We start from the raw sequence: 6,309 nt of genomic DNA, 5'->3' as shown, positions 1-6,309 counted from the left end.
AATTCCGCAGCGCGGATCTCGGCACGCTCGGTTTGCTGTTCGCTGCCGTGGCGGTCGTGACGCTGGTCCCCGCGCTGCTCGCTTACCGGCAATCGCCCGCGCAGGCGCTTAGGAGCTAGATGCTACTTGCGCAGCACATAATCCTTGAGCGTGAAGCCGGGGCTTGCAATTTCATCGGCACTCGGCCGCGCCAGGCCTGAGCCGAACAGCTTGCGCGCGGCCATGTGGTTGCCGGCATGGTTGGCGGTTTCCACCGCCGCCAGCTGCCCGTCGCGGAAGGCGAACACCGACAGGCCCTTGTCGTCGCGCTGTTCGATAAAGGTGTCGCTGCCTGTGCCGAGGCCGGCGATCTGCAGCTTCAACGGTCCCTGATCCGACCAGAACCATGGAACGGCATCGTAGGGAACGCGCTCCTGGCTCGTGATGAGCGCTGCCAGCGCGCGTGCCTGGTCGGTCGCGTTCTGCACGGATTCCAGCCGCAGCCGCGAGGCCAGCGCCTTGTCCGGGAAATTGGCGCAATCGCCGATCGCAAAGATATGGGGATCGCTGGTCGCCAGATGTTCGTCGACCACGATGCCGTTTTCGACCGCAAGCCCCGCATCCCGGGCCAGCTGATCGTTGGGGATGACGCCGATGCCGGCCACCACGAGATCCGTCTGGAGCCGATCACCATTGGTGGTGACGACATGGATCACATGACCGTCTTTCCCTTCCAGATGCGCGATGCCGGTTTCCAAAAGGAATTGCACGCCGCTTTGCTCATGCGCCTGCTGGAAATAGGTGGAGATCGCCGGGCTGACCGCGCGCGCCATGATGCGCGGCGCCAGATCGATGACCTTGACGTCGAAGCCGAAATACCGCGCGCCGGCGGCAAATTCGAGGCCTATGAAGCCGGCGCCGATCACCAGCGGCTGATGCCGCTCGTCTTCCAGCGCTTGCTTGAGGCGATCGGCATCCGCGCGTGTCGCCAGCCCGTGCACGCCTTCAAGCGTCCCACCTTCCACCGGCAGCTCGCGGCGGCGGGCGCCTGTCGCCAGAACCAACGTGTCATAGGCGACCGGCGCATGACCTTCGACATGAACACGCTGCGTTTGCCGGTCGATGCTCGTTGCCGTTCCGTCGATGCGCTCGATGCCTTGCTCGTCGAAGAAGCTGTCCGGCCTGAAGGTGAGACCCGAGGCGTCGACCTTGCCCATGAGATAGGCTTTCGACAGCGGCGGCCGCTGATAGGGCGTGCCACCTTCATCGCCGATCAGAGTGACACGGCCGCCGAAGCCGTTCTGCCGCAAGAGATGCGCAAGATTGAAACCGGCATGGCCGGCACCGATAATCACAACCGAAGACATAAGCGGCAAGCACCTGAAGAAACGCCGTTCGCCCCTTTGGAGGGGCGGCAACGTTCATAAGCCACGCCTGATGGTCAAGCAACGCGCTGTTGCCGGATGATGGAGCGTTAGGTCAGCCCGCCATCCGCCAGGATCGTGCGGCCGGTGATCCAGCGTGCATCATCCGACGCCAGGAAGGCGACAATGCATGCGATGTCGTCTGGCTGGCCGATGCGGCCGAGCGGCGTGGTGGCGCGGATCTGCTCGCCGCGCTCGGCAATGATCTTCGTGGTCATGTCGGTTTCGATTACGCCCGGCGCGACAGCATTGACCGTAATGCCGCGCGGACCGAGCTCCTTGGCGAAGCCGTGTACCATCGCCTGAACGGCAGCCTTGGACGCAGCATAGACCGTGCTGGTGGGGATCGGGCTGTAAGCCAAGCGCGACGACACCTGAATGATCCGCCCACCCTCCTGCATCATGGAAGCCGCAGCCTTGGTCAGCATGATCGCGCCGGTGACATTGGTGTCGAACATCGCGCGGATGTACGCTTCGTCCACGGCATCCAATGAACGATAGGGGCCGATGCCCGCGGTGTTTACGAGAACGTCCAGCTGACCGAAGCGCTCGACCGTCTCCTCCACCATCCGCGCCGGATCGCCGTTACGCCCGACATCGCCTTGAACGGCGAAGGCCTGGCCACCCGCAGCCTCAATGTCGCCAACGATCGCTTCGGCTTCCGACGCCGAGTTGCGGTAGCCGACGGCGACCGCCATCCCGTCTTTCGCCAGCCGGCGCGCGACTGCGGTGCCGATGCCGCGCGATCCGCCAGCGACCAGCGCAACTTTTCCCATGTCCATCCTTGCCCTCTCTTATCGCTGTTGCTTCCAGGCGCCGTCCAGCACGAGGTCGAGCGGATTGGTAACCGTCAGGCTGCGATCGACCGGCTTCGCGGCGGCGGCCAGAACGCGTTGCTCCAGCTCATCGAGGTAGGCTTGCCGCCCGGCATCGTCGGTGCGTGGCGCGCCATAGGCAACAAACGGCTCTTCGAGTTGGTAGCCCATATATTCGAGCCCGAGATGCTGCAGCTGCCACAGCACCTGGCTTTGAAGATCGCCATAGGCGTTGCCCGCACCGAACCGCGCCGTGGTGCCGCCCGATGTCATCGACACCATCGCGCGCCGGCCGCGAAACACGCCGGTGTCGTAGCGCAGACCATCGGCATAGCCGAAGCCATAGGCAAGCACGCGCTCGCCCCAGCCCTTGATGATCGCTGGGGGTCCGCCCCACCACAGCGGGAACTGGAAAAGGATGAGATCCGCATCCGCCACCCGCTTTTGTTCGCGTGCGATGTCGGGCGCGAACGTGTTGTGGCGCGCCGCATGCGCCTGTTCGGTCTGGTAGTGGAAGATCGCGGGGTCCGCCACGCTGGTGAAATCATGCCGGCCAGCCAGCGGGTTGAAGCCCTCGGCATAAAGATCCGACACGACAACCCGGTGCCCGGCGCGCTCCAACGCCGCGCGCGCACGATCGCGCAGCGCTGCATTGAAGGAAGCGGGCTCGGGATGGGCGTAGACGATCAGAACGGTCTTGGCGGCCACTAGAATGCCACCCGGTCCGCACCCTTGAGCTGCAGGATGTCGCGCGCTTCATCCGGCGTGGCGATCGACAGACCCAGCCCTTCGATGATGCCGCGAACCTTGGTCACCTGCTCGGCATTGGTTTTTGCCAGCTGGCCCGGTCCGATCCACAGCGAGTCCTCCAGACCAACCCGCACATTTCCGCCGATCGCTGCCGCCTGGGCCGCGATACGCATCTGGTTCGAGCCTGCGCCCAGCACCGACCAGGAATACTGGTCGCCGAACAGCCGGTCGGCCGTTCTTTTCATATGCATCACGTCTTCCGGATGCTGGCCGATGCCGCCCAGGATGCCGAACACGCTCTGCACGAAGAAGGGCGGCTTGACGATGCCGCGGTCCACGAAATGCGCGAGCGTATAGAGATGCCCGATATCGTAGCATTCCACCTCGAAGCGCGTGCCGTTCTCCGCGCAGGTGGTCAGGATGTTCTCGATATCGGCGAAGGTGTTCTTGAAGATGCGGTCTCGCGAGCCTTCGAGATAGTCGCGCTCCCACTGGTGCTTGAAGTCCTTGTAGCGGTTCAGCATGGGGTAAAGGCCGAAATTCATCGAGCCCATGTTGAGCGAGGCCACTTCCGGCTTGAAGGTCGAGACCGGCCGCAGCCGCTCCTCGATCGTCATGGTCGCCGCCCCGCCTGTGGTGATGTTCACCACGCAATCCGAGCGCTGTTTGATCACCTTCAGGAACGGCTCGAACGCTTCCGGCGATTGGTCGGCCGAGCCATCCACCGGGTTGCGCGCATGCAGATGCACGATCGCCGCGCCCGCTTCCGCTGCCCCGATCGCGGCATCGGCGATCTCCTCAGCAGTCACCGGCAGATGCGGCGACATCGACGGCGTGTGGATCGAACCCGTCACCGCGCAGGTGATGATCACTTTGCGAGCAGCAGCCATCCCTTATCCTCCTCGTTTGGTTCTGTTCAGGCCGCGAGATTGATCAGGCCGCTGGCGTTGGTGGAGATGATCTTCTTGATGTCGGCCTTATCAACCTGATGGTCGAGCAGGTCGGACACGATCATGCGATAGCCGTCCACCGGCTTCGGCGCCTGCGTCAGGCCGAGATCGGAGCCGAGCACGGTGCGGTCAACGCCGGCCACTTCCATCATGTGGATCAGGTCTTCTGTCTCGTGCTGCTTGGCGCGGCCCGGAATGAACATGCAGATCGAATGTTCCATATAGGCGCCCAGGCCCACCAGCCCGCGAATGTCCTCGTCGGAACAGCCGATGATGTAGGAGGGATGGTTCACCAGCATCTTCTTGACGCCGCGCTGGGCAGCTTCCTCGAACAGCACGAACAGCTCAGCCGCCGAAAGGTGCCCGCCCGCCAGAATGATGTCGGCTTCGGCAATCAGGTCGCAGATTTGCTTGGCCTCGTCGATCAGCTTGCCGTTGGCATCGAGCACGGTGAGCGGGATCGGCGGCAGCATCGGCTTGGCGGTCTTGGGGAAGCTCTTGGAGGCATAGGCTTCGATATGGTTCTTGGCGGCAAAGGTCGGGAACCAGACGATCTTGCCACCGAGCTTGATGTTGTGGTCGACCGCATGCGGGTTGATGCCGCCCGACGCATTGTTGAGCGCGACGCCCGAATAAAGCTCGACCTTCGAGTCCGGGTAGATGTCTTTCAGCACCGCGCAATGCGGCATACCGACATAATAGTGATCCTTGTAGAGCAGCGCCTTGAAGCCGGCATCCTCGGCCATCTGGAAGGCCTCGGTGTGGCCGAGAATGCGCGGCATGGCGGCCGGACCGGAATGGCAGTGCAGGTCGACGGCATCGACCAGAAGCTCGGCCACTTCCGCGGTGCGCTCCGGCGACATTTCGGTCAGGGGTACGATGGTGGGATAGTTCGTGTTGGTGTCGGCCATTGTTCGTCTCCTCCTCAGGTTCGATCAGGCGCTTTTCGCGCCCACGGCTGATATTTCGGAATAGGCTTTCGACGCGGCCTGGCGCAGGAAGCCCTGATCGGATGCGACGATGAAGGTGGTCGCACCCATGGCGTTGAAGCGTTTGGCGTCGTCGGCATTGGCCACCATCATGGCGACGGGCTTGCCCGCCTTCTTCGCCGCCGAGATGATCGTCTCGCATGCGCTCATGATTTCCGGCGCATCCATGGCTGGCGCACCCAGCGCCACCGTCAGATCGCCGCGACCGATGAAGACGCCGTCCAGCCCTTCGGTGCTGACGATCGCATCGATCTCGTCGAGCGCTTCCGGGTCCTCGATCATCGCGACAAAGGTCACCGCTGCGTCCTGCGCATCTACATGCGGCCACACGCCGACAGCGCCGAAATCGCCGGCCCGAGTGGTGTTGGAGAAGCCGCGGCGACCGCCGCGGAAGCGGCAGGCTTGAGCGAGCTCCTTCGCCTTGGCCACTGAACTCACATGAGGCACCAGCACGCCGGCCGCGCCATCATCGAGAACAGCAAGGATCTTGGATGGCGTCGGTTCCGCCACCCGCACGATGCCGGCGGTGCCACTGGCCCGCGCTGCCAACAGTGCTGCGTCGATCGTGCCGCGATCCCAGGGCGCGTGTTCCTCGTCGATCACCACGAAATCGAAGCCGAGATTGCCAAGGATCTCGATCGAATGGGTGGTTGGCGTCTTCACGAAGGTCCCGACAAGCGTCTCACCTGCAATGAAGCGCTGGCGAAAGCCGGTTGGAGAGGTCGATAATGACATGGTCACTCCTTTTCAGATCAACCCGCAGCTTACGGCAGCGGGGTCATGAAGTTCGGCAGCCAGAGCGTCACGGCCGGGATGAGGGCGATGGCTGCAAGAAGCGCGATGCAGATGAAGAACATCGGCACGACTTCCCTACTGACCGCCCCCAGCGACTGGCCGGAGATGGCGCAGACCACGAAGAGGCAGACGCCCACCGGCGGCGTGACCATGCCGATCACCACGTTCAGCGTGACCATGACGCCGAACTGAACCAGATCCATGTCGATGACATCGGCCACCTTCAGAAGGATCGGCATGGTGACGATCATTACCGAGATCGGCTCCAGGAACTTGCCGAGGATCAGCAGCATGATGTTGACCATCAGCAGGATCACCAGCTTGTTGTCGCTGACTCCGAGCAGCAGATCGGCGAACTTGGTCGGCACCTGTTCGATGGTGAGCGCGAAGGCGACGATGCTCGCCATGGCAAGGATGAACAGCAGTCCTGACGTGGCGATCGCGGTTGAAACCAGTGATTGCCAGATCTTGTCCCAGGACAGTTCGCGATGAAGCAGGCCGACCAGCAGCGCGTAAGCCACGGCAACAGCGGCTGACTCGGTGACCGTGAAGATACCGGTCTTGACGCCGCCCACGATGATCAGCGGCAGCATGAGCGCGGGGATGG

At 63.2% G+C, this 6,309-nt stretch carries 7 protein-coding genes; all 7 read right to left on the bottom strand.

The window, feature by feature from the left end:
- Positions 1–122: 122 nt before the first annotated feature.
- Entirely contained in the window at positions 123–1,346 is a 1,224-nt protein-coding gene (locus tag RTX98_RS11130) for an NAD(P)/FAD-dependent oxidoreductase (protein WP_312796617.1), read from the bottom strand.
- Positions 1,347–1,453: 107 nt separating this feature from the next.
- A complete protein-coding gene (locus tag RTX98_RS11125; protein ID WP_312796616.1) occupies positions 1,454–2,185 on the bottom strand; it encodes a glucose 1-dehydrogenase in 732 nt (243 codons plus the stop codon).
- A 12-nt stretch (positions 2,186–2,197) separates the two neighbouring features.
- Positions 2,198–2,926, bottom strand: coding sequence for an NAD(P)H-dependent oxidoreductase (locus tag RTX98_RS11120; protein WP_312796615.1), 729 nt, complete (start codon positions 2,924–2,926; stop codon positions 2,198–2,200).
- Positions 2,926–3,858 (bottom strand): 3-keto-5-aminohexanoate cleavage protein, encoded by a 933-nt coding sequence (locus RTX98_RS11115; protein WP_312796614.1) that lies wholly within the window; start codon positions 3,856–3,858, stop codon positions 2,926–2,928. Before RTX98_RS11115 ends, RTX98_RS11120 begins: the two co-directional genes overlap by 1 nt.
- 26 nt (positions 3,859–3,884) lie before the next feature.
- Positions 3,885–4,829, bottom strand: a complete 945-nt coding sequence (locus RTX98_RS11110; RefSeq protein ID WP_312796613.1) for a DUF6282 family protein — start codon at positions 4,827–4,829, stop codon at positions 3,885–3,887.
- A gap of 24 nt (positions 4,830–4,853) precedes the next feature.
- Entirely contained in the window at positions 4,854–5,642 is a 789-nt protein-coding gene (locus RTX98_RS11105; RefSeq protein WP_312796612.1) for an HpcH/HpaI aldolase family protein, read from the bottom strand.
- A 29-nt stretch (positions 5,643–5,671) separates the two neighbouring features.
- A partial coding sequence (locus tag RTX98_RS11100) for a TRAP transporter large permease subunit (RefSeq protein ID WP_312796611.1) occupies positions 5,672–6,309 on the bottom strand: 638 nt, incomplete at its 5' end.

Source organism: Tianweitania sp. (genome assembly GCF_032053605.1).
Taxonomy (GTDB): domain Bacteria; phylum Pseudomonadota; class Alphaproteobacteria; order Rhizobiales; family Rhizobiaceae; genus Tianweitania.
The sequence above is the reverse complement of the archived record's forward strand: the minus strand, read 5'-3'. Positions and strand labels throughout refer to the sequence as shown.

Excerpts from the sequence above, each read along its gene's own strand:
- RTX98_RS11130 (WP_312796617.1), bottom strand. The coding sequence starts at position 1,346 with ATGTCTTCGGTTGTGATTATCGGTGCCGGCCATGCCGGTTTCAATCTT.
- RTX98_RS11125 (WP_312796616.1), bottom strand. The coding sequence starts at position 2,185 with ATGGACATGGGAAAAGTTGCGCTGGTCGCTGGCGGATCGCGCGGCATC.
- RTX98_RS11115 (WP_312796614.1), bottom strand. The coding sequence starts at position 3,858 with ATGGCTGCTGCTCGCAAAGTGATCATCACCTGCGCGGTGACGGGTTCG.
- RTX98_RS11110 (WP_312796613.1), bottom strand. The coding sequence starts at position 4,829 with ATGGCCGACACCAACACGAACTATCCCACCATCGTACCCCTGACCGAA.
- RTX98_RS11105 (WP_312796612.1), bottom strand. The coding sequence starts at position 5,642 with ATGTCATTATCGACCTCTCCAACCGGCTTTCGCCAGCGCTTCATTGCA.